This window comes from Hymenobacter volaticus, assembly GCF_022921055.1.
GTDB classification, from domain to species: Bacteria; Bacteroidota; Bacteroidia; order Cytophagales; family Hymenobacteraceae; genus Hymenobacter; species Hymenobacter volaticus.
The window spans coordinates 2,270,369-2,292,340 of sequence record NZ_CP095061.1 but is presented as its reverse complement, the minus strand read 5'-3'; the positions used below and the strand labels follow the sequence as shown (position 1 = coordinate 2,292,340).

The window sequence follows — 21,972 nt, the reverse complement described above, 5'->3', positions numbered from 1 at the left end:
TCTACTCGATCCACTTGAATTTGTACTCCAACTTCGGCACCGGCATTCGGTCGGCAACGCGGCGCAGACGGTTGGGTAGGGCCATGATGTAATCACGAGCTTTTTCGGCGGCGCTGTTGAGCCCAGTTGCTTGGTCGACTTTCCAGGTAGTGATTAAGCCTTCCAGAATGTCGGTGTAGTCTTGGCTGGTATACACGCCAAGACGCTGCGCGGCATCGGTGAAGTGCCCAAAGGTTTTGCCCATCTCGACGCCTAATTCCCGCATGTAGTGAGCAGGCATTACAATTTTCTTGCGCATCATGTCCTCGAAGGCCAGCATCATTTCCGACGGGTCTACTTCGAAGATCTTTTCTACAAACGTCTGGTACACGCGGGCGTGGCGGGCTTCGTCGCCGGCAATCATGCCGCAAAGCTTAGACAACGAAGCGTCGCCGGCCTTGCGGGCCAGGGTACCTACGCGGCGGTGCGAGAGGTTGGTGGCCGCTTCTTGGTAGCTAGTGTACACAAATGCCCGGTACGGGTCGTGGGCGGTGCCGAGGTCGAAGCCGTCGGCAATGAGGTGCTGCGTGCTGGCCTCGAACTCGCGCATGTTTACGCGTCCGCTGAGGTAGAGGTAACGGTTAAGCAAGTCGCCGTGGCGGTTTTCCTCGGCCGTCCAGCCCCGAATCCACTGGGCCCAGCCGTTGTCACGGTCACGGTCTAGGTCATCAAGCTCATGAAACCAGGCCTCGTAGTTGGGCAGGGCCTCTTCGGTAATGGTATCCCCGATAAGCACGGCCAACAAATCGTAGCTAAGCTCACCGGCTCGCTCGCGAAGCAGCTTCACTTCATCGAAGAAAGTATCGAGCCGCGAATCGGGCAGAAAATCAGAAGGCTGCCAGCTATCCTCGACGCTCTTCAGAAACGTACCGAGATTGTTGCGAAGAAATGGTTCGATGTGCTTGAGAACCTCGCTGCGGGAAGTGACGGTCGCAATCATGGTGTTGTAGGGGGAAAAATGCAGGAGAAGAGAGTCTCAAAGGTATATACTCAGTACCCTCAAATACGCGGAATAAATTCACCTGGACGGCTAAAAAATTTTGTCCTTGTGTTTATTTCACTGTTTCCTCACGCAACACATAGTACCGCAACGTGTCAGCAGCGCTGGCTTGCACTCTCAACTCAGGTAGTAGACGAGCCACCGCTGAATCGTTGGTCTCAAGTTGTTCATTAAGAATACGAGCTACACTTGGCGTAAGTAGCAACTGCACCCGCGGTCCTATTCCAGCTAGTCGCCGCATACTTTCCGCGAAGTTACGGGTGCCGGTTAGCTGCTGCCGCCAGGCAGCCTGCGAAGGATCAGAAGTGGTCCAGCCAGTAAGCAGGAGCATCTTGCCAGGCACCGCGTCGGGGTTATGGAAAGGGCTAGCCGCTTTGTAGGTGGCAGGCAGCACATCTGTAACCATTAAGGCATCGGCTGGCAACTTGGCCGTAAGCTGGTGCCGAAGCAAGATGTTGTGTTGCCGCTCCCGTTGCAGGACGGCGCGGCGATGCAGAGTTTTGTAGGAATAGGGCACGGCAGCCACCGCCAGCACCGCAATTATGGATTCTAAGCGCTGGATGGTAACACAGCCTCTCTCACGCAGCACATATAGCAGATTGCTCAGCGCCCAGAAGTCGAAGAACGGTAACCCAATGCGCGGAGGCAGCTTTAGTCCGATACCTAGGCCCAGCAGCAGCAGCGCGTAGCCGACTTGCGTCAGCCAGAACCAACGCCGTACTGGCATATTAGCCGAGAGGGCCACCCAGCCCCACAGTATCAGCTGTAGCATTAGCAACGGGAAATAATCATGCAACACCAATGAGACGAGCACCCGCAGCTTGGCCGGGGCGGTTTCGCGCAGAAAGTACTCGGACTCGAAGTGGGCAGTGCGGTAGAATAGGGCTTTATTGATGAGCGTGGTGTCGGTTCGCATTCGGTGGCGCATGACTCGCAACCTGAGGCTGTCGAGGGCAGTGCGAGGTGTGGGGCGCAGCCATTGGTAGTCTATCAGCTGGGATTCAAATACATCAATGGCGCGGTATGCAGCCTCTTGCGAGGTGGTTTGGCTTGCTAAGATACCCGCGCCTAAGGCCGCCCAGAGCAGAGTCCCTGCCAGTACGGGCAGAGCTCGATGGCCACTCACCCAGTACGCAGCGGGCACCGCTAGCAGTGCTCCGAGCACGGCTACTCCCGGTCGAATCAGCCAGCTCAGCCCGAATGCCAGCACCCCCACCAGCAACGCCCCCGATGTTGAGGCCGTTGAGCGGCAAACAAGATACCTGTTCCGGCCAGCAGCACCGGTACACGCGAATAGTTGAACCACAGTCCATGCTCCAGCCAAGCCACCAAGAAAAACAGAACAAGCAGCCAAGTAACTTTAGTGGGAGATACTCGCCCTATCAGCAGTTGGTCGAGAACCGAGAAGACCAGAACGGTAGCTACATAGAGCAAGGCGTATAGCACCACCCCAAACCAGGGCACCTCAGGGAAAAGCTGGTAAAGTCTGGCAAACAAGGTGCTGAACCCATGAAAATACAAGTGCAGATCGGTGACGGGCGCGCCAGCCGCAGTGCCGCGCAGCAGTAGAATAATAACTGGGTCGTCGTTTGTTTCAAAGTAGCAACCTAACCCCCAGCCAGCCAGCAGTAGCAGCAACGCGGGCAGCAACACTCGGCGGAAAAGTTGGGGCAAAGGCAACAAGTGAAGAAAGGACAGTTGGGTGGGAAATGAAGTAAAGAGTCTTTGCTCTGCTCACCAAAGCTACGTAAACGGGCCGGGCAAGCGTAGGCAAGCGGGTTTATTAAGGCTCCAACTTACTCGCTCCTCCCCTGTTCCTAACGGCTAAGCACGTATCATCACCTCAGTTGATTTCGCCACCTTTGCCAGCGTGAATCAACGTTGGCTTTTTCGTCTGCCTCATCTGGCGCTGGGCTTAGTGCTCGTCTTTACCATAGCTTTCTTTGCCCTGACCCATGAGGGGCTGTATGACCTCGACGACCTGCTGTACGCCCGTTATGCCCACGCGCTGGCCACCGGCACGTACCGCCCCCTCCCCGATCCGCAGCACGTATTCCACGATCCGCTACAAGAGCGGCTACTGATTTTTGGACCGGTAGCGGGGCTCTACCAGCTGCTAGGGGTTGATATTATCAGTACTACTCTTTGGCCACTGCTCTGCACTTTGGGCTGTGCTGTTCTTATCTGGGCGCTGTACCGGCGGCGCGAGCCTGTGGTAGCCGCGGGAGCTATAGTGCTGCTAGGTTTGCACTACTTTACGCTCAACCTCAGCACCTACCTCTACCCCGATAACATACTCATGTTCTTGTGTTTGGCTAGCGCTGCCGCGCTGCTCACCGGACGGCGGCATCAACAAGTGCAGTCTGCGGCTTGGGGCGTGGGGTTTGCGGTACTGAGCTTCGCCGCGTTGCTATGTAAGGAAACCATTGCGTTTTACTTGCCTTTCTATGCCGGGCTGTTGGGGCTGGACATGCACCGGCGGCGCCACAGCCGGTTTTGGGTGGCGGCAGTAGCAACGGGTGTTGTGCTACTCGGGGCCTATTTGTTGTACTACCAACTTCTAACCAACGATCCGCTTTACCGCTACCACGTCATCGAGCAAACCAACGCCTATATGAGCGACGGCAACTACGTGCAAGGGCGCCGAGGTGCTTTGCTCGGCCGCGTGACGTGGCAACCGCTGCTTTTCTTTGTAGGTACTGGGGTAGGAATACTATTGGTGCTAGCGGCAGCGGCCCTGCCATACCGGAGGCGTGCCGCCTCAAGTGCCCCACCTAATGACATCCAAACCGACGCCCTCTTTTGGGTGGCACTGGCAGCAACTACGCTCGGGTTCTATTGGTGGGGCAGCACGTCGTTGCGGGAGTACAACCCTATTTCCTTGCAGCCGCGCATGATGACGCCGCTGTTGCCCCCGTTGGCTGTGGCGGCTGGCTTTGGCCTGCGTGCTTTCTGGCAAACGGGCCGCGGGGGCTGGCTTATTGGCGGCGTACTACTGTTGTTTGCCGGGTGGCTGCGCAGCGCTGTAGCCATTCCGTACGCCTTGCTCGGGTTGCTCTTTCTTGGGTCGTCACTCTTGCGGCAGCGGCTACCCGCGCGCTATCAGCTGGGCACTACGGGCTTTGCGGCGTTGCTGCTCCTCGGGCTGTCGGCCGCGCTACTGGTGCGGCCAGTGCATTTCATGCGCAAGCCCACCGTTTCCTCTCACTTCGCCCAAGACAGGATGCTGCAAGCGCACTTGCAAGCCCCAAACCGGGGTGTGGTGTTCGTAGACGAATTTTTACTGCGCACCCACGACTTCTACTACAGCTTCCAAGTGCCACCAGGTTTGCGGTTCCGCAGCTACCTATCCCGCGACTCGGTACGGTTGCGCCCAGGCGAGAAGGTATGGCTATTACTCAACCGCAGCACCCTCACCAACGAAGAACTTACGCGCAAGCTCATCCGCTACTCCCCGACTCAGTAACGACGTGGTTCCCTCAACGCAAACTAGTAGCGCAGGACGGCAAAGTGGAGCTATACGAGGTGGCCCGGTGACCTCTCGTATAGCTCCACTTCAAAATCAGGTTGACTTGTTGTGTCTGTATAATCAGGCTTGCCAAAACCGCATTTCCAGCGAAATACGGGTGGCAGCCTCGTTCAGGTTGACGGCGCCACCGTGGAGCAAGTAGGGCGAGAAAAGCAACACTTCCTTTGTTTCCGGATTAGGGCGGATAAGCTCTAGCGGCTCTGGCGCGCCCTTCACGCCGGGCACAGTGTAGGTGATGCCATTGTATACGGCGCCCTGTTGGGTGCGCTCAGTTTGGTTTTCAGGCCACCAATGACTGCCAGGAATTAAGGTCAGGGATGAATCGGCGGTGCTGCCGGCTACGGGCACGTAGATATTGACGCAGTTGTCGTAGTCGGGTAGCCACACGTCGCGATGCAGGGGGTTGTTATCGGAGCGGCCGGGGCGTACGATGCGCAGGTGGAAGATGCGAGCGTCATCGAAGGGATTGTAGGCTTGCACCGGTCGGCCGCACAGCTCTCCTACCCTGGCTTCCAGCAAGGCCGTGGGCACCGGCAGATGGTCAAGCGTATATTCCTTTGTCGTGTTCACAACTGCCAAGTGCCGCGCCTGGTCGTCGCCGACTGCACGGTGATACTCACTAACCGGAAAGTCGGCGGCAACCGGCACACCAGCACTTCGCAGCGCCTCCCGCACCAATTCGGCCAAGCCTTCTTGTAACTGCTGCTGCTCGGCTGGAGCCAGGAAAGGCGCCACAACGTAGCCTGTATTGGCCCAGGTAGTGCCGGCCGTCAGGTCGACGCTACTCGCTAGCAGCACCCGGTTTTCACCCGGATTTCTTTCTCCTTCTATCTGATAAGTAACGAGATGCTGGTTGACACTAACTTTCATCGATAGGTGCTTAAATCAATTTAAGGCTTGCAAGATACTAGGACGGCTTGACGAACCCCGCAGTTGTCTTTCCGAGTGAGTACAAGGTCTGTCTTGCAGTTAAAGTTGATATCCGTGGCTTATGTTGTCGAGGCAGAGACTTATAAAGCTTCTTAAGTTGTAGCCCACAGTCGGCTCCATTGGCCTAGTATCCAATCCAGTGGCTGCAGTTTGCCGGTTTGCTGAAGCAGTTTGTAGAGAGTGGCTGCATCGGTGTTGCTGCCCCAACGGATAGCTTGGCGCATTTCCCACCGCACACGCACGGCTAGGGCGTCCCATTCGTCGGGCGTCTCACACAGGTGTAAGGCTTTGCGGCAGGTTTGAATGGTGGAGGCTAAATGGGGGTCGTGGGGCCGGTAGGCCCGGCGCGACATAGCCTGCGGATGTACTCGTTTCTGAGTGGTTACTTCGTCTAGGAAATGGAAGGCCCAGTTGCGCGCGGCCCGCACCCAGAAGTCGAAGTCCTCATAATAGAGCGTTTCGTCGTAGCCCCCCAGCTCATCGAGCGTGGCCCGGCGCATCATCATAGTGGGGGTGCTAATAAAGTAGCGGCGCAGCACATCGGCAAAAACGTAGCCCGAAGCCGGCTGTGGGTGCAACCCTTGCGGGGTGCGGCGAAAATGAAAGCGTACATGTTGCGAGGCTTCGTCAATCAACTCCGCATCAGAGTACACCATTCCGTAGTGAGGCGGCAACTGCTGAAATGCCGCTATTTGTTGGGCTATGCGTTGAGGCAGCAGCACATCATCGGTTGCGAAATCTAGTAGAAACTCACCTCGCGACAAATGGTAGGCTTGATTAAAAGCGGCGCACAAACCCAAGTTGCGTGGCTGCGCCAACAGTCGCCACGTAGGGTTAGCCTGGGCGTATTGTTGCATAATGGCTAAGCTGCCGTCCGTACTGGCATTGTCCACCAAAATCACCTCAATTCTCGGGTACGACTGCGCCAGAATGGAATCCAGCGCGGCCGGCAGAAAGCGGGCGTGATTGTAGCAGAGCGCCACAATACTGACGATGGGTAGGTCGGCGGAGTCAGGCACTAAGTAACAGGTAAGCTAAAGGTAAGGCAGTATAGCAGCGGCCCAAAGATCATCAAAGCACCTTTAACCAATAGTTTTATTAAAACTATTGCCCAAGCGCCTGCATAAGAAACCATACTAAAACCTAGTCATGCTTAGTCATACATATTGACGTCGCCAAACTATACCAGTCATGCTGAGCGCAGCCGAAGCATCTCGCGTGCTGACACCAGATTAGTAACCAGACATCAGCACGCGAGATGCTTCGGCTGCGCTCAGCATGACTGGTATAGTTTGGCAACGTCAGCACGCGAGATGCTTCGACAAGTTCAGCATAACAATTAGTATGGCAACTAGTTCGAGCAAGATGCTTTAGCTCGTTACACTGGCCAGCATAACGAGCCCTTCGGCGTTTCTGCATCTTCAAACCACATTGCAAGTGTAATATAAAGATGCAATGGGCAGTGTTTCTACAGAGTTGAGCCTAGCTTTTTGCTTTGGCCGGGCTTCAGGGTTAGGTTGATTGCCTTTTGTCCGTAGCGCACTTTGGTGGTGGTTCCTTTGATGCTGCGGATCGTACAGTTTACGAGTTTGCCGTTTTGCCAGGCCAGATCTACTTCGAAGCCGCCGCGGGCCCGTAGGCCTTTTACGCTGCCCTCCTTCCAAGCATCAGGCAGGGCGGGCAACAGGTGGATGGCACCATCGTGGCTTTGCAGTAGCATCTCACTCATGCCCGCAATGCCGCCAAAGTTGCCATCGATTTGGAACGGCGGGTGGGCACAAAACAGGTTGGCGTAGGTTCCGCCGCCTTTGTTGTACTGCGTGTTTTCCAGGCCGGTGAGGTGCAGCAGGTTACGAACCAACTTATAGGCATGGTTGCCGTCGTGGAGGCGGGCCCAGAAGTTGATTTTCCAGGCGATGCTCCAGCCCGTGCCTTCGTCACCCCGGATTTCCAGAGTGCGGCGAGCCGCGGCTGCCAGACTGGGCGTGGAAAGCGGTGAAATCTCGCGGCCGGGGTGCAGCCCAAACAAGTGCGACACGTGCCGGTGCTGGGGTTCAGCATCTTCCCAATCCTTGTACCACTCCTGCAAGTTGCCTTTCTTCCCCACGTGAAACGGGAAAAGCTGGGCTTTTTTCTCGGTCAATGTCTTGCGAAAATCGGCATCTATCCCGAGTGTTTCCGAAGCTTCTATTACGTTCGTAAACAGGTCGCGGATAATCGACATGTCCATAGTAGAAGCCATGGATATACTGCCCTTCGTGCCCTTTTCGGTGATGAATACGTTTTCGGGCGACGACGACGGCGCGGTTACCAAGAGGCCACTTTTGTCGGGCACGAGGTAGTCTAGGCAGAAAACGGCGGCTTCCTTCATCAGCGGGTACGCCATGCTACGCAAATACTCGGTGTTGTTGGTGAAGCGATAATGCTCCCACAAATGCTGGCTCAGCCAAGCACTGCCCATGTTCCAGTTGGCCCAGGTAGGAGCGCCTTTGCCTAGGTCGCCGACGGGGTTGGAAGTAGCCCAGATGTCGGAGTTATGGTGCACAGCCCAACCCTTGGCGTTATAGAAGTTCTTGGCCGTTTCGCGGCCCGTTTCGGCCGTAGCACCAATCAACTCCAGAAGTGGCTCATGCATCTCTGAGAGGTTGGCAACTTCCGCCGGCCAATAGTTCATTTGGGCGTTGATGTTGGTGGTATAGTTACTGCTCCACGGTGGCCGCACGCTGTTGTTCCAGATGCCTTGTAGGTTGGCGGGCCGCCCACCAGGTCGGGAGCTAGATATGAGTAGATAACGTCCAAACTGGAAGTACAGGGCCTCCAACGCCGGATCGGTGCCGCCGTCGGCATACAATTTGAGGCGCTCCAGCGTGGAAAGCTTCGGCTCTGGGCCCTTGTTCAGCGTCAGCGTAACGCGGTTGAAGTAGCGCTGATAGTCCTGCACATGACTTCGGCGAATAGCCGCGAAGCTCTTCGGGAAGGCCTGGGTCATAGCGGCCGTGGCTAGCTTGCTTTCGTCTTTGCCATCCTGGTCGGGGCACTTGTCGAAGCCGTTAAAGCTAGTGGCCGCCGATAGATAGAGCACTACTTCGGTGGCGTTGCGCACGTGCAAACCGGTAGCATCGGTGGTTACGCTGCCGTCGGTATTGCGGGCCTTGAGTCGCAGTTCGTAGCGCATACCCCGGCAAGAGCCTGCTGCCTCATACGTAACTGGCTCGGGGTTATAGCCCACGTAGTTAGGGTCAGCGTGCGAGGGCGCTTTGCCGCGCATCACCAGCTCGTCGGAACTGCTGGGAGCTACCGTGAATTGGAGCTGGCTTTTGGTGGTGGCATCGAAAGTGAGGCCACCTCTTTTGCTGCTCTTGAGTTGAACAACAATAACCTGATCGGGTGCCGACGATAGAATTTCGCGGCTGTAGCGGGTATCCCCACCGTGAACTGGGTGCTAGCGGTGGCCTCCGATATGTTTAGGTCGCGGTAGTAGTTGGTGGGCGTGCCGGTGAAGTCTTGCTTGATAAGCAAGTCGCCGAGCGGCATGTAGGCTTCCGTGTACAGGCCCTGCATCTTGCGGCATAGGTCTTCGGCTTTCTTATAGTCCTCAGCGAACAGCGCTTCCCGGATTTGGGGCAGGTAGCTGGCAGCCGTGGGGTTAGGATTCAGATTGGCAGGCCCACCCGACCAGAGGCTGCTTTCATTGAGTTGAATTAGCTCCTCATTGGCTTTTCCAAATACCATCGCCCCAAGCCGACCGTTGCCTACGGGCAAGGCCTCGGTCCAGGTGCTAGCGGGTTCCTTATACCACAGCTTCAGATTCTGCTGGGCCTGGCTCCCCGACAACGCGCCAAAAACTAAACCCCCAATCAACACCCATATTTTCACCTGACGCCTGAGCATAGAGAATCTTGCTTGGTAAGAAATACCGGCAAACGCTGTTGTGACAGCGCTTTACCGAACCGTGAGCGGCGGGAAATTACAAGAATTTCACCGCCGCCAGTATTCCTGAAAGTACCACGCACACCACAACACAAGCAGCCCCTGGCGTGCTACACCCGCCAAAAGTGCCCCATACAGCCCGTAGCTAGGTACCAGCACAGCCAGTGCCGCTGCATACACCACCGCCGAACCCGCTTGCACCGCCACGTAGCGCCCCACCCGGGCCTGGGCTGTGAATACCATGATAAGCGGCCAAGCAATAAAGCGGAACCAGTCGGCTAGCAATTGGGGGGCCAGCAGGTCGGCGGCCGGTGCAAAACGAGCTTCAAAAAGCAGCGGCAGCAACCACTGGCGCAGCCCGTAGAGCAGCAACAAGCCAGCCGCTAGCACCGGGATTAATAGGCGCAGCACCGTCCGCACCCATTGTTTCTGGGCCGCCGGTTGGACTGCCAGAGCCGCCAAACGTGGGTAGTACACGCTGCTCATCACGGCCGCCAGCACCATAGTATAGTTGTCGCTGAGCTTGACGACGGCCTGCCACAAGTCGGTTTCGGCTAGCCCAAATTGCCGCACTAGTAATTCGCGCACCCCAAAATCCACGGCCTTCCCGAACAGCAGCAGCCCCACGGCCATCAGCAGGAACTTACTTAGCTCCCGCAAAGCCACTTTGCTAAGGCGCCCGCGCAAACGCGGCAATAGGCCATGGCGCTGCGCCAGCCACAGGGCTGGCACCAGCGTAGCTCCTTGCGCCAAGAGGTACGCCAGCAAAGCCTCGGAAACCGCAGGAGTTTCTTTAGGGCTCAGCAGTACGGCGGCTACAGCCGCGGGACCCAGCACGCTTAAGATTACGGTTAAGACAATGTAGGCGCGCAACTGACTGGCCGCTAACAGCATGGCGCCCACTAACGCGTGCAGGGTCAGCAGTACAACCCCGAGCCCGAACAGCACCAACCACCCGAAAGTGGGCTGAAATACACTCACCAAAGGCCCCAGCGCCCAATACAGCAGCCCCAAACCAAGCAGCAACGCAACACCATTCAGCGCTACGGCAGCGCCGAGCCAGGCCCGGTAGCGCCCACTCGTTGGTCGTAACGGAGCCAAGTATTTCACCACCCCTACATGGGTGCCATCATTGGGCAGCGTGGTGAACAAAGCGAGCAGGTTCTGAAAGTGCGCCAGCAGCGTAAGACCGCCGGGCCCACCATACACGGCCAGCAGCTTATTGAGCAGCAGTGCCCCGCCCGCCCGTGCCCCCAAGGCCACTCCCGACCCCAGCGAACCGCGCACGAATTGGCCACTGCTTGGCGCTACGGCAGTTTCAGAAGCAGACGTTGGGGCGGATGACATCAGCAGCAAAAGTAGAGGAGTTAAGGCAGTAGCCCTTGCTATTGCGCCTAGCAACACCTTAGTCGAGCTTCCGCCGTACATTAATGCGGTTTAATTTCTTGTATGGACTCCTCAACCATTTCTCCCGATCAGCGCACTGCCTCTACTGGCCCTTTAGGCGACGAGCAGTTTTCTTCCATATCCGACCGCTCTGCCACCCAGCTGGCGCGCGAGCAGCAGGTGGGCCGCCGCCCCGGCACGCTCACAATACAAGAAGGCTCGCTCAAGCCCCGGCTGTTTCTGTTTTCCTACGACGAGCAGCACTACGAAGAGCACGAGTACACCAACTACGATGACTTGCTAGCCCAATTTCGGGCCCAGCCCGATCTGCGCCACTGGATCGACGTGCGCGGCTACGACGACTTGGCCTTGCTTGAGCGCCTCATTATCGATTTTGACTTGCACCCCTTGCAGATGGAAGATGTGCTCAACGACCACCAGCGGGCCAAAGTCGAAATATTCGACGACAACCGTCTGTTCATGGTGTCGCGCATGACTGAGTTCACGCAATTCCTCGAAATCGACGACGATCAGCTTTCCATCTTCACGGGTCCTAACTATGTGCTCTCGTTTCAGGACGACTACCACGACTGCCTGGACCCAGTGCGGCAACGGATTCGCTCGGGCTTCAGCCAAATCAAACGCAAGCCCTCGCTCTACCTTGCCTATGCCATCACCGATGTAGTGCTCGACCACTACTACCCCACCATGGCCGCCATCGGCGACTACATCGAGAAGCTAGAAAACCGCATTCTAGAAGACCGACCCGACCGACGTGTGCTCAACCGTATTCTGCGCGTTAAAAAGGACATCGTCCGTTTTCGCCAACTGGTATTTCCTGAGCGAGAGAAAATTGCAGAAATCCTGCGTCAGCCCGATGAGGTGGTATCAGATGAAATGAAAATATACTTCCGCGACTGCTACGACCATGCTATTCAGGCTTTGGAACTAGCTGAAAGCTACCGTGAATCGGTGAGTAGCCTCGTGGATTTGTTTATGTCCAACCAAAGCAACCGCATGAACGAGGTGATGAAGGTGCTGACTATCATCAGTTCTATCTTCATTCCGCTCAGCTTCGTGGCGGGGGTTTACGGCATGAATTTCTCGCGTGAGAATCCCGATGGCACCATCAACCACCTCAACATGCCCGAACTATATGCCCCTTGGGGGTACATCGGCGTTTTAGCCTTGATGGCCCTCATGGTGGCTGGTCAGATCTACTACTTCTACCGCAAAGGCTGGCTCACCAACCGATAAGCAAAGTTGATAGCTGATTTCAAGGTGGCCATTACTACTCCGCAGCTCGTGCTTGGCACGGCGGCGTGTGCGGCGTTTTGTGTTGCAGAAACCTTGGTTTGTGTAGTCGAGGCGAAGTGCCTGAAAGGATCTTTGTGCGGTAGCAAAGACATGTCATCACAAGGAAATACAGCCTTCAAATGCCTCCTTTATGAGCCTTACTTCATTCCGAACTCTCGGCCGTTCGGGCCTAATAGTTAGCCCACTAGCCCTGGGCACCATGACCTTTGGCACGCCCCGCTGGGGTTCACCCGACGATGTTTCTGAAGCCATTTTCCACGCCTACGTCGAGGCCGGCGGCAACTTCGTTGATACGGCCGATGTGTACGCCGGCGGGCGTAGCGAGGAACTGCTAGGCGGCTACATTGCCGACCGTCGTTTGCGCGACCAGTTGGTTCTTGCCACCAAGTTTTCCTTCAATACGAATCCGGGCAACCCGCATGCCGGGGGCAACGGCCGCAAAAACATCTACCAATCTCTCGAAAGCTCCTTACGGCGCCTCAAGACCGACTACATAGACCTGTATTGGCTGCACGCCTGGGACATGGTAACACCGGTAGAAGAAGTACTACAGACGCTCGGCGACTTGGTACGAGCTGGCAAAATTCGCTACTTCGGCTTCTCCGACATGCCTGCATGGTACGCCACCAAGGCCGCTACGTTGGCCGCCGTGCACGCCATTCCTGGTCCCATTGCCATGCAGCTAGAATATTCGCTGGTGGGGCGTAGCATCGAGCATGAATACGTACCCGCCGCCCGCGAGTGTGGTATGGGCATCACGCCTTGGAGCCCGTTGGCCGCCGGTTTTCTGGCGGGCAAGTATCAACCCGAAGGAGCAACCGCCACCGGCGAGGGCCGGCTTACTGGTCCTAACCCTTTCGGCAACAGCAAGTTTACGGAGCACAATTGGCGCGTACTTGATGCCCTGCGTACCGTAGCCACCCAACTCGACCGTTCACTTGCTCAGGTTGCCTTGGCCTGGGCCTCGGCACAGCCCAGTATGACTTCCCTTATCATCGGCGCCAGCAAACTCGAACAGTTGCACGACAACTTAGGCTCCCTGGAAATCCGTCTCACCCCCGAGCAACTGCAGACACTAGACCAAGCAAGTGCCCTCGCCCCCACCTTCCCCTACGGCATCTTCACGCCGGCTATAAATCGCAGCATTTTCGGCGGCAACTCCGTGCAAGGCTGGCAGTAGTCGATCTAGCAGTTCATGATTAACTTCTTAGACCATTAGAACCTAATAGATTCTTGGCATTACCTTCCCACTGAGCTTGCTGAAGGATTTAGGGTATTGCCATTGAACAAGTGCATTGCCAACATCTAACACACTACCATAATGCCATCCAGCAAAATGGTCATGCTGAGCGCAGCCGCAGGCGAAGTCGAAGCATCTCGCTAGTGTGGTAAACATTACTCCTGCGTCAACACGCGAGATGCTTCGGCTGCGCTCAGCATGACAATACTACTACAACATCATAACGGTCATACTGAGCTTGTCGAAGCATGACCGTTATGATGGATGACATTATGGTGGTGTTAGATGTTGGCAACGTACCTGTTCAAGCACAGCAAACCGGCTACATCAATAAATTCAGTAGGGCGTTTATGCTAGATGGCTGAGGAGGTTTTATACAAACCGCGCTAGCTTCTGTATTGAGGCGGTGGTATACACTTTAGGCGAGCAAATGCATGCGTTGCCTATGCTGGCAGCAATGCAAGCGCCAAAACTTGGTTTCGTTTTGTGTTGCAGAAGCAGCGGTTTGTATACCATGCAGCCCGGGTGGTACGCGGACCTTTGTAGAGTAAACTATTCTCCTCTACACCTTTATCAACACAGCATGAACACCATTAAAAAAGTAGCGCTAGGCAGTCAAGGGCTTGAAGTACCAGTGGAAGGATTGGGCTGCATGGGCATGACCACCCTGGCCGGCATGAACGTGTACGGTGTCGCCGATGAGGCTGAAAGCATAGCCACCATCCACCGAGCCTTGGAGCTAGGGGTAAACCTGCTGGACACGGCCGATTTGTACGGCCCCATGCTCAATGAGCGCCTGGTAGCCAAAGCCATTGCCGGTCAGCGCGACCAATACCTAGTCGCCACCAAATTCGGCTACGAGATTGACGACCAAGAAACCCTGACCTGGAATTACAATGGCCGACCTGAATACGTGCATAAAGCCGTAAACCGGTCGCTCAAAAATCTCGGTACCGATTACATCGACCTGTACTATCTGCACCGGCTCGACCCTAACACGCCCATCGAGGACACAGTAGGCGCTATGGCGGAGTTGGTGCAAGCCGGCAAGGTTCGCTACATCGGCCTGTCTGAAGTATCGGCCGAGGTATTGCGCCGGGCCCACCAAGTGCACCCCATTACGGCGCTGCAAACCGAATATTCCATCTTCGACCGGCGTGTGGAAGAAGAACCTATCCTGCAAACCACACAGGAATTGGGTATTGGCTTTGTGGCTTACTCGCCACTCGGCCGAGGCTTCTTATCCGGCGACATCAAAACGCCCGACGACTTCGAAGCCAGTGACATTCGGCGGATGTTACCGCGCTACCAGGGCGAAAACTTCTACCAGAATCTAGCGCTGGTGGAAAAGATCAAGACGTTGGCGGACGCTAAAAATGTTTCGCCCGCACAATTGGCGCTGGCCTGGGTGCTGGCCCAAGGCGTGGTGGCAATTCCGGGGACCAAGCGCCGCACGTATTTAGAGCAAAATGTAGCAGCTGCTAGCATCGAGCTAAGCACCTCGGAACTAGCTGAGCTAGAGGCCATCATGCCGGTGGGCAGCACGGTAGGTTCGGCGTACTAACCCGCCCATTCAAGGCAGCGCTGCTACTGGTTTCTTGTTGTTGAGCATGCACAACCGAACACTAGTTGTCGATTGGTTCAGACAACAAGACGCCAGATAGCGGCGCTGGCTTCAGTACCAGTAAGCTGCATTCTGCCGTACTTGCCACAAAAAACGATGGACGATTTTGTAGGCTACTGCCCAGTTGAGGTAACCGACAGCGTGCTGAACGTATCGTTCCCGCTGGCTGTCTTATACCCGACTCGCGCGCCCGCAAAACCACAAACCGTGGGGGGCTACATACTGGATCTAGCCATCAACGCTCCCCCAAAAGAAGGGGTGTTTCCCTTAGTTATCATTTCGCACGGCAAGGGAAGCTCGCCTTGGGTGTACCGGACGCTGGCGCACCATCTGGCTGGCAATGGGTTCATCGTGGGTTTGCCCGAGCATCCGTTCAACAACCGCGACAACAAATCCTGGCAAGGAACCCTTCAGAACTTGGAGGCTCGACCGCGCCACGTGCAATTAGCCATCAACAGCCTGTTCGGGCATCCAGTGTTTGCGGCGTCTCTAAAGCCTGACTGGGTAGCACTGATTGGCCATTCGATGGGCGGCTACACGGCCTTGGCCTTGGCGGGCGGCATCCCAACCTGCTTTCCTTATGAATCGCCTGATCAGCAAGCGCGCACCGTCGAGACGGTTACTGATGATCGGGTTAAAGCCCTGGTACTGTTGACGCCGGCTACGCCGTGGTTCTTCACAGAAGGGTCTTTGCGCCTCGTCGATGTTCCTATCTTACTACTTGAAGCCGAAAAAGACGAGCACACTCCGCCCGAGCATGGCTTACTCGTTTTGCACAGAGTAGCCGACCAGAACAAAATTCAACATCGCGTAATCGAGAATGCAGGGCACTTCTCTTTCCTTAGTCCGTTTCCTGCCGCCAGAACTAGTCCCATGTTTCCGCCCTCGCAAGACCCGCCTGGCTTCGACCGGCTGCAGTTTCATACCGAGTTGAACGCAGAAGTACTAGCTTTCTTAACGCGTCAAATACAGTAGCTTATTACTTGCTTGTACTCTATGAAACATCCCGCCAAAGAGTTCCGTGTGCTAAATACCGTATCGGATTACACCCGGTTCTACGGCTTACCCGCTCCCGCGCATCCGCTACTTACCATCGTCGACTTAGCCTATGCCCGTGAGTTAGCCCGCACGCAAAATCTGCCGCCCGTAACCACTCCGGTGGTACAACAGCTCTACACGGTTTTTCTGAAGCGCGGCTTGAAGGGCACGCTCTACTACGGTCATCAATCGTACGACTATAGCGAGGGGGTGCTCGGCTTTTTGGCGCCTGGGCAGGTGTTCGCCGTTGACGCAACGTTGGACACTTCCGAGGTAAGTGGCTGGATGCTAACATTTCACCCCGATCTGCTGACTAAGTACCCGCTCGGCAAGAAAATAGCCAGCTACGGCTTCTTTTCCTACGAGGTCCATGAAGCGCTGCACCTCTCCGCCCGGGAGGAAAGCATGCTGGACAGTGTGTTGAGCATCATCCAAAACGAATACGAGCAGCCCATTGACACCTTCAGTCAGGATGTGCTCGTTTCTCAACTGGAAGTGCTGCTGAGTTACGCAAACCGCTTCTACCATCGCCAGTTCCTGACCCGCCGCACAGCCGAACATGATTTGCTAAGCCGCTTTGAGGCGCTGCTAAACGCGTACTTTGCGCAATACGGCGAACAGCCCTTGCCCACCGTGCAATACTTTGCCGATGAACTAAACGTGTCACCTGCCTACCTCAGCGACATGCTCCGCTCCCTTACCGGCCAGAATACGCAACAACACTTGCACCACGGCCTAATAGAGAAAGCAAAGCGCCTGCTGCTGACTACCTCCCTTTCCATCAACGAAACGGCCTTTCAACTAGGCTTCGAGTACCCGCAGTACTTCTCCCGGCTGTTTAAAAGCAAAACGGGACTCACGCCCGCGGCCTTTCGAATGTCAATAAACTAGCATTTACAGACTGTCAACCCGCTCTATGTGTAGAATGGTCATGCTGAGCGCAGCCGAAGCATCTCGCTGGTGTGATAATCAGTACTCTAGCATCAGCACGCGAGATGCTTCGGCTTCGGCTGCGCTCAGCAGGACGGTCTAATTGTAATTGCAATGTCGGCACGACTGCTCTGTTGCATTGCGCGTCCGAACCGGCTTTACGCGGTTACGCGGGCGGTAAACTCACTCGTTGATGTCGGTGCGGCGCAACTCGGTGCCGACGGTGCGGTAGAGGTGAAACGATTTATTGCGCGAATCATATTCCAAACCCACGGCCGAGGCGCTACTTTCAAATGGCTGACCTCCTAGTAGGCGTCCCTGTCGGTCGTAGATGTAAGCGCGACGCGGCCCCGGCTCGGTCAGGACGTACACGCGCCGACCGCCATCAAAATCAAAGAACTGCGTGGGCTTCCCCCCGAAGTCAGAAACTTTTGGCTGAGCAGCCGGCGGCCAGTTGGCTCGAACAAATCGAACTGTCCGCCTTCTTCGCGGCTCACAACGTAGTTGCGCTGGCGCTGGTCAGGAATGAGGCGGAACACCGAATTTCGGCTCCAAGTAGCCACGCGAGTCCGACTCACGACATCACCAGCCAATGAAAACGTCACCAATTCGCCGTGTTGGCTAACCACTGTGAGGCGAGTACGGCCTAGCGTAGCACCCACTTCGGCTAAGGCAGTGCTTTGCAGCCGCGCGCCCACACTGATTGGGAAGCCGGGATACACGCTCCCCTGCGGGTCGCAGGCATACACGTACCCATTTTCTAGGAGCACCACCATAATATCGCGCCCTCCTACTATCAGGTAAAGCGGCGGGGCCGCCAAGTTGAAGTCGAAGCGCTTGGGCTGCCAGGCCGGATACGCGTTGCCATCGGTATCGTAGAGAAACAGGTTGCCGCCGCCCCCAGCCACCAACAAGCGCGGTGCCCCACTGCCTTCCGGCGACACACTTAACGTAGTAGCTTGCACCGAATCGGGCAGGTTGAGGGGAAAATTAGGAGCCGAGCGCCCATTGGCATCGAGCAAGTGCAATTGTCCGGGCGTCGCCAGCAGGTAGCTAGCCTGCCCTGCTATTCGGCGGTTCTGCACAGCACCAATTATTGGCCCCGGCAATGAATCCGACCAGGCCACTACGTTTTCGGGCGTTACGTAGTGCAGCACTTGGGCCGAATCTTGCACCAGCACGCCTGACCGGTTTGCTCCCGATGTGGACGTTAGAATAGGTGGGCCTTTCAGGGGCGTTTTGAAGGTAAGCGCCGCTCCCGAAGCGCTGGCGCCTTGCACCCGCGCCACCGCTGGCCCCGTGCTGGGACGGCGGAATAGGAGTTCTGTGAAGTATTGGGAATCAGATTCGGCTTCGTCGCCAGTCGGCACAAATTGCAAGGCTATCTGGGGAAACCGCTTGAACAACGCCTCATTGCGGAGCAGACCGGCCCGGCGCTCCTCCACTAAACTGCGCAAGAGCAGATTCCAGGCGTTGCGGGAATCGAGTATAACACGCAAACGAGCCAATGGCTGAGTTTCTTGCAAGAACCCAACCTGCGCCGGCGACCGGGCCCACACTTCTCCTGCCGCTACGTCGGTCAGCAGTTGGCGCAGGGCTGCCGCATCCTGCCCAAAAACCAGATAATTGCCCACCACCGCCACTACCGGCTGCCGAAACCCCGCGAACAGCGGCCCCATTAGGCGTGCTGGCAACTCGGGTACTCCCGTGGCATAAAGTTGGTAAGGGCCCACTCGCTCGAAAGACGGGCTGGCGCCTACCGCCCGCCGCAACTTCCCTAGCAATAAGGCCTGGTTAGCGGGCCGTGGGCAGTAGGCCAGCGCCAGCCGCGTCGGGCTCACGCGTGCCGATTGTTGCGTCAGGTAACACAAAGCTACCTCCTGTTTGAGCCCCGCCGTTAAGCTGTCGAGCAGGGAGTTAATTCCTGGCGCCAGCGTATCGGTTGCAGCAGTGCGGCGCGAGTTGCGCAATATATCGGCGGGTCCTACGCTTAGGTGCATCAGCAGGGCAGTGCGTAAGCTTAACACGTCGGCCATACGCAACCGTTGGGTTGGTTGGCCGCGCAACTGCTCGTGTAGGCTGCCGCGGGTGGTTTCGGGATTGGCAAAACCACTGAAAGCTACTCTGTTGCCAGCTAGTTTCATTTCCATCTGCCCAGCGCTGGCCAAACTGGTAATGCTGCCCATCTCGGGAAGTAATTCCCGCCGGAAAAACACGCTCAGCAGTTGCGGCAACCGGCGGTAGTTTATCAGCAGAGTAGCATCAACGTCGCGCAGCCGAAAGAAGTCCGTGTTTTGAAAATCGGCAGCTACGGTAGGTTGCGTTGGCCCTGCTAAGCGACGCACTACGGCTTCTATAAGGACTGGATTGGCGCTCAGCAACAAGTGGTTGCGGTAGTTGAAGAAAGTAATACCACGGTCGGTGCCCACCTCGGTTACTTCGTTCAAGATGGTGCCTTCGTAGTCACGGGTGGCCACCCGGAAGTGCGGATCACGCCCCAGCGCATCGAGCAGGCTGCGCACCTGCCGGTACTCGCGAATACTCGTTACGGGCACTTGCAGCAGCAGATCAAACTGGTTGGGGCCGGTCACGTGTACGGAAGTCAGCACCTTTTTGCGACCCAGAAACCGGCTTACTACATCGCGCCCGCCCGAGAGGCTATCGATTAGGGCTACGTTGTTCTGGAAGCTTTCGAAGTAGCGCACCGCCAGCAGATTATCCCAGAGCTGCGTTTCTTTGAGGTGGCGCACCAGCATGGGGTGGTCGCGCGTGGCTGCTACCAGCACGGCATCATCGGGAACCAGTGCCCACGGATCTACGGGCACAGCGGCTACGGTGCGCCGGTAGTACACATAAGAAGCCAGAGCCGCCAAGAGCAACAGTGCGGTCAGAATAGCAAGTAGCTTCTTGGACATATGGCGGGACAGGGCGGCAAAAATAGCGTTTTGTTTACAGGTACACAGTTTGGTGCTGCGCAAGGAAGCACGGCTGTCTTCAGCTTATGTATAAGTGTATACGGCTATAGTTTACTCGGTTTGCAATACTTCACACTCAATGGCAGTGTTACGAACTACCTCCGCAGCAGGGTGCCTTTAAAATGAAGTCCATTCACAAGCAGCGTAATGCTGAGCACGTAGCCACCGCCCAAAGGATGCACCACTCTTTGCGAAATTCATAGAAAGAGTTTGACGTAGCACCTCGTTGCTGCTTCAGCTTGCGCGAGGAAAGGCGACCTATAACGCATACGCAGCTGGTTCGACCGAAGTGAGTTTTAGCGTTCTATTTAGACTATTAGTCGATCGAAAGCCAGCGAAATCCTGGGCGCTGGCAAAAGTCGTTCTTGTATTTTGCTATAATAGAGGCAAGAGCAAGAGCATAGCGCATTGCTGGAATGAGCCTGTTCGCCTAGAACGGGCTTTTCTTTTTCTATCTTCCGGCCTAAATCCTGATTCTCTCTCTATGTCCGAAGAACAAGGCCACTTTAAGCGGGCCATTACGCTTTTTGATGCAATTATGATAGTAACCGGTAGCATGATAGGCTCCGGTATTTTTATCGTCTCGGCCGATATTGCCCGGCAGGTGGGTTCGGCTGGCTGGCTACTGGTCGTGTGGGTCATTACGGGTTTCATCACGCTGGCCGGGGCCGTAAGCTACGGCGAGCTAGCCGCCATGTTTCCGAAGGTGGGCGGCCAATACGTGTATCTGCGTGAGGCGTACAACAAGCTGGTGGCATTCCTGTACGGCTGGTCGTTGTTTCTCGTGATTCAGACCGGTGTAATTGCGGCAGTGGCAGTGGCGTTTGCCCGGTTTGTGGGGGTGCTGGTGCCTTGGTTCAGTGAAACCAATGTTCTGTTCCAAATAGGGTCCTTTAACTTCACCACCGTGCAGTTGCTGGCTATTCTAATGCTGGTAGGTTTGACTTGGGTGAACTCACGTGGGGTGCAGGGCGGAAAACTTATTTCCAACATCTTCGGCAGCACCAAGTTGGTGGCGCTGGCGCTGCTTATCCTATTTGGGTTGGCGCTGGGCATCAACGACCAAGCGGTTAGTTTAAATTTCCATGATATGTGGAATGCAGCCAGCTTCTCGCCTACTGGGCAGGCAGTGCCACTTACCACCTGGGGCTTGGTGGGCGCCATTGGGTTAGCCATGACGGGCTCGTTGTTTAGCTCGGATTCTTGGAACAACATCGGCTTTTCCGGCGATGAGATTGTGCGCCCAGAGCGTACGATAGTGCTAAGCATGGCTATTGGTACAGGCATTGTCACGGCGCTGTACTTGCTCATTAACTTGGTGTATCTGCTAGTGATGCCGCTGCACGGCGACCCAGCCGCCGCAACAACCGATGTGGTGAGCCGAGGCATTATGTACGCCGCCAACGACCGGGTGGCTACTGCCGTAGCGGAAAGCATTCTGGGTCGTGCCGGCGCGTATGTAATGGCTGGGTTGATTATGATCAGCACGTTCGGCGCCAATAACAGCATAATTCTTAGTGGGGCCCGGGCGTATTACGCTATGGCAAAAGACGGCTTGTTTTTCCCCGGCATGGGACGGCTCAATAAAGCGGGCGTACCCGGCGTGGCTCTGTGGGCGCAGTGCTTGTGGGCTTGCGGGCTATGCTTGTCGGGCTCGTATGGGCAGTTGCTCAACTACGTGATGTTCTCGGTGATTTTGTTCTACGTCATCACTATCATCGGCATTTTCATTCTGCGTCGTACGCGGCCTACTACCCCCCGGCCGTACCGCGCCCTCGGCTACCCCGTGATACCGTTGCTCTACGTTGTGCTGGCTTCTGCTTTCTGCGTTGTGCTGCTCGTGTCGCCAGCTACTGCCCGCGACTCGGGCATGGGTTTACTGCTCGTGGCACTAGGGGTACCGGCATATTTCCTGTTTGGTAAAGGGTTTGCCAATCCCAAGTAAAAAGCCAATGTGTTGTACCTGCTAGTTGCTTATGCTGGCTGCGCCGTAAGTGAAGCATTAACCCTTCATTTTAGCCCTTACTTTTGCAA

Annotated in this window: 16 protein-coding genes and 1 pseudogene; 7 read left to right on the top strand and 10 right to left on the bottom strand. The window is 56.1% G+C overall.

Features of this window, described 5'->3' with window-relative positions; genetic code table 11:
• Window position 1: 1 nt before the first annotated feature.
• The 3 genes from MUN86_RS09860 to MUN86_RS09850 form a co-directional block, all read right to left on the bottom strand.
• Window positions 2–979 (bottom strand): acyl-ACP desaturase, encoded by a 978-nt coding sequence (locus MUN86_RS09860; RefSeq protein WP_245124766.1) that lies wholly within the window; start codon window positions 977–979, stop codon window positions 2–4.
• A gap of 112 nt (window positions 980–1,091) precedes the next feature.
• Entirely contained in the window at window positions 1,092–2,249 is a 1,158-nt protein-coding gene (locus MUN86_RS09855; protein ID WP_245124763.1) for a hypothetical protein, read from the bottom strand.
• On the bottom strand, window positions 2,231–2,713 hold the full coding sequence (locus MUN86_RS09850) for a hypothetical protein (RefSeq protein WP_245124760.1): 483 nt from the start codon (window positions 2,711–2,713) through the stop codon (window positions 2,231–2,233). Before MUN86_RS09850 ends, MUN86_RS09855 begins: the two co-directional genes overlap by 19 nt.
• 196 nt (window positions 2,714–2,909) lie before the next feature.
• On the opposite strand from MUN86_RS09850, the gene MUN86_RS09845 reads away from it, so the two are divergent.
• The gene (locus MUN86_RS09845; protein ID WP_245124757.1) at window positions 2,910–4,505 is read left to right on the top strand and encodes an ArnT family glycosyltransferase; all 1,596 of its coding nucleotides are present in this window, start codon (window positions 2,910–2,912) and stop codon (window positions 4,503–4,505) included.
• Window positions 4,506–4,628: 123 nt separating this feature from the next.
• On the opposite strand, the gene MUN86_RS09840 is transcribed toward MUN86_RS09845, so the two are convergent.
• The 5 genes and pseudogenes from MUN86_RS09840 to MUN86_RS09825 form a co-directional block, all read right to left on the bottom strand.
• Window positions 4,629–5,438: a phytanoyl-CoA dioxygenase family protein gene (locus MUN86_RS09840; RefSeq protein ID WP_245124754.1), complete on the bottom strand. Its 810-nt coding sequence runs from the start codon at window positions 5,436–5,438 to the stop codon at window positions 4,629–4,631.
• Window positions 5,439–5,590: 152 nt separating this feature from the next.
• A complete protein-coding gene (locus tag MUN86_RS09835) occupies window positions 5,591–6,517 on the bottom strand; it encodes a glycosyltransferase family 2 protein (RefSeq protein ID WP_245124751.1) in 927 nt (308 codons plus the stop codon).
• A 449-nt stretch (window positions 6,518–6,966) separates the two neighbouring features.
• On the bottom strand, window positions 6,967–7,218 hold the full coding sequence (locus MUN86_RS32365) for a glycoside hydrolase family 95-like protein (RefSeq protein ID WP_375379501.1): 252 nt from the start codon (window positions 7,216–7,218) through the stop codon (window positions 6,967–6,969).
• A gap of 54 nt (window positions 7,219–7,272) precedes the next feature.
• A pseudogene (locus tag MUN86_RS09830) lies at window positions 7,273–9,389 on the bottom strand (glycoside hydrolase family 95 protein); the annotation flags it as partial.
• A gap of 87 nt (window positions 9,390–9,476) precedes the next feature.
• Window positions 9,477–10,775, bottom strand: a complete 1,299-nt coding sequence (locus MUN86_RS09825; protein ID WP_245124748.1) for an MATE family efflux transporter — start codon at window positions 10,773–10,775, stop codon at window positions 9,477–9,479.
• A 102-nt stretch (window positions 10,776–10,877) separates the two neighbouring features.
• Here MUN86_RS09825 and corA point away from each other — a divergent pair, with 102 nt between their 5' ends.
• From corA to MUN86_RS09800, 5 genes are all read left to right on the top strand, one after another.
• Window positions 10,878–12,071, top strand: a complete 1,194-nt coding sequence (gene corA / locus MUN86_RS09820) for a magnesium/cobalt transporter CorA (RefSeq protein WP_245124746.1) — start codon at window positions 10,878–10,880, stop codon at window positions 12,069–12,071.
• 190 nt (window positions 12,072–12,261) lie between these two features.
• Window positions 12,262–13,311, top strand: a complete 1,050-nt coding sequence (locus MUN86_RS09815) for an aldo/keto reductase (RefSeq protein WP_245124743.1) — start codon at window positions 12,262–12,264, stop codon at window positions 13,309–13,311.
• Between the two features lie 643 nt (window positions 13,312–13,954).
• The gene (locus MUN86_RS09810) at window positions 13,955–14,935 is read left to right on the top strand and encodes an aldo/keto reductase (RefSeq protein ID WP_245124741.1); all 981 of its coding nucleotides are present in this window, start codon (window positions 13,955–13,957) and stop codon (window positions 14,933–14,935) included.
• 156 nt (window positions 14,936–15,091) lie between these two features.
• Window positions 15,092–15,970 carry an alpha/beta hydrolase family protein gene (locus MUN86_RS09805; RefSeq protein ID WP_245124738.1) on the top strand — a complete coding sequence of 293 codons (879 nt, stop codon included), beginning with the start codon at window positions 15,092–15,094 and terminating at the stop codon, window positions 15,968–15,970.
• Between the two features lie 21 nt (window positions 15,971–15,991).
• The gene (locus MUN86_RS09800; RefSeq protein ID WP_245124735.1) at window positions 15,992–16,924 is read left to right on the top strand and encodes a helix-turn-helix domain-containing protein; all 933 of its coding nucleotides are present in this window, start codon (window positions 15,992–15,994) and stop codon (window positions 16,922–16,924) included.
• A 222-nt stretch (window positions 16,925–17,146) separates the two neighbouring features.
• On the opposite strand, the gene MUN86_RS09795 is transcribed toward MUN86_RS09800, so the two are convergent.
• Together MUN86_RS09795 and MUN86_RS09790 are read right to left on the bottom strand one after the other, a co-directional pair.
• Window positions 17,147–17,335, bottom strand: coding sequence for a hypothetical protein (locus tag MUN86_RS09795; RefSeq protein ID WP_245124732.1), 189 nt, complete (start codon window positions 17,333–17,335; stop codon window positions 17,147–17,149).
• Window positions 17,323–19,878, bottom strand: coding sequence for a hypothetical protein (locus MUN86_RS09790; protein ID WP_245124730.1), 2,556 nt, complete (start codon window positions 19,876–19,878; stop codon window positions 17,323–17,325). The genes MUN86_RS09795 and MUN86_RS09790 overlap by 13 nt, the downstream gene beginning before the upstream one ends.
• 544 nt (window positions 19,879–20,422) lie before the next feature.
• Between MUN86_RS09790 and MUN86_RS09785 the strand changes: the two genes are divergently transcribed.
• Window positions 20,423–21,883, top strand: a complete 1,461-nt coding sequence (locus tag MUN86_RS09785; RefSeq protein WP_245124727.1) for an APC family permease — start codon at window positions 20,423–20,425, stop codon at window positions 21,881–21,883.
• Window positions 21,884–21,972 lie beyond the last annotated feature (89 nt).

Coding starts and splice junctions, on each gene's coding strand:
- MUN86_RS09790 (WP_245124730.1), bottom strand. CDS start 19,878: ATGTCCAAGAAGCTACTTGCTATTCTGACCGCACTGTTGCTCTTGGCG.
- MUN86_RS09800 (WP_245124735.1), top strand. CDS start 15,992: ATGAAACATCCCGCCAAAGAGTTCCGTGTGCTAAATACCGTATCGGAT.
- MUN86_RS09805 (WP_245124738.1), top strand. CDS start 15,092: ATGGACGATTTTGTAGGCTACTGCCCAGTTGAGGTAACCGACAGCGTG.
- MUN86_RS09825 (WP_245124748.1), bottom strand. CDS start 10,775: ATGTCATCCGCCCCAACGTCTGCTTCTGAAACTGCCGTAGCGCCAAGC.
- MUN86_RS09840 (WP_245124754.1), bottom strand. CDS start 5,438: ATGAAAGTTAGTGTCAACCAGCATCTCGTTACTTATCAGATAGAAGGA.
- MUN86_RS32365 (WP_375379501.1), bottom strand. CDS start 7,218: ATGCTACTGCAAAGCCACGATGGTGCCATCCACCTGTTGCCCGCCCTG.
- MUN86_RS09860 (WP_245124766.1), bottom strand. CDS start 979: ATGATTGCGACCGTCACTTCCCGCAGCGAGGTTCTCAAGCACATCGAA.
- MUN86_RS09815 (WP_245124743.1), top strand. CDS start 12,262: ATGAGCCTTACTTCATTCCGAACTCTCGGCCGTTCGGGCCTAATAGTT.
- MUN86_RS09810 (WP_245124741.1), top strand. CDS start 13,955: ATGAACACCATTAAAAAAGTAGCGCTAGGCAGTCAAGGGCTTGAAGTA.
- MUN86_RS09785 (WP_245124727.1), top strand. CDS start 20,423: ATGTCCGAAGAACAAGGCCACTTTAAGCGGGCCATTACGCTTTTTGAT.
- corA (WP_245124746.1), top strand. CDS start 10,878: ATGGACTCCTCAACCATTTCTCCCGATCAGCGCACTGCCTCTACTGGC.